At 31.6% G+C, this 1,065-nt stretch carries 1 protein-coding gene; it reads left to right on the top strand.

Annotated elements, in window-relative coordinates:
• Nucleotides 1-180 precede the first annotated feature (180 nt).
• On the top strand, nucleotides 181-945 hold the full coding sequence (locus ACYVLS_RS08935; RefSeq protein ID WP_460323717.1) for a hypothetical protein: 765 nt from the start codon (nucleotides 181-183) through the stop codon (nucleotides 943-945).
• The last annotated feature ends 120 nt before the right edge of the window (nucleotides 946-1,065 follow it).

The raw sequence follows: 1,065 nt of genomic DNA, 5'->3' as shown, positions 1-1,065 counted from the left end.
CGGCGGCATTCAAAGAAATTTTGATTGGAAATCAGTCAAACCAAGAACAAATTGCTGCGTAATTTCTTTGGTGAGGGTTAATCCGATAGGATTGTGAAGCATTTATTAGGGTGCGAAACTTGAGTTATTAATAAAGATTTTACGACTATATTTGTTGAAAGGGAATCTAACTTAAGTATATTGGACTTACTAGATCAAATTGGAGATGAAATCCAAAATAATATAATTACTCAATTTGGATTAAGCCATATATATGATGATTATAAAAAAGGTGGAGTAGTTGACACTGTTCATAATGCCAGACAAGATATTTTTACTAGTGCAGAACGTGAGGAAAGATTCAAAGAAGGATATAATCACAAAAATTATGAAGGGAGAATAATTCAAAAGAAAGATTTGAATACGGGAAATACTATAAAAATTGATCGTCGATTCACTGCTCAGAGGAAGGAAACATTCCAAAAGAATGATTATGTGGTGGATGGATATACAGGTGAAAAACTTGTTGTAAAAAAACCTAATCAAAAAACGGAATCAGCTAGTCGAATTCACATTGATCATATAGTCTCAGCAAAAGAGTATCACAATGATGACTTACTAAGATTGCATGCCGATAGTAATAAGAGAAATGATTTAGCCACGGATAGTTCCAATCTTACTTTTACAGAAGGATCATTAAATCAGTCAAAAGGCGAGAAGGATTTAATGAGTTGGAAAGAAACGACACAGAAAAAAGAAACTGAACAAAACAAACATCGATTTGGTGTCAATGACGTTTTAGCTAAGGAAAAATATAAAGTAGCTAAAAAACACAAAAAAGTTAGTAAAATTAAAATTGTATCCGGTGATTATGCCAAAAACATCACTAAAGCAGGAACTAATAGAGGACTAGAACAAGCAAAAAAACAGATAGTAGGAATATTAATTTATGAAATAAATCACTAGTGTTGCATTAAACTGAAAATTATCGATGCTTGTCTATTGTTAATTAAATCACAATGAGTTTTCGTTAAAAATTTCAAAAAAGTCAAATGCTGGCGCAGCGGATGACTTTTTCCAGAATTT

The sequence above is a fragment of the Alkalibacterium psychrotolerans genome (genome assembly GCF_054784355.1).
This window is presented reverse-complemented; position numbering and strand designations above follow the sequence as displayed.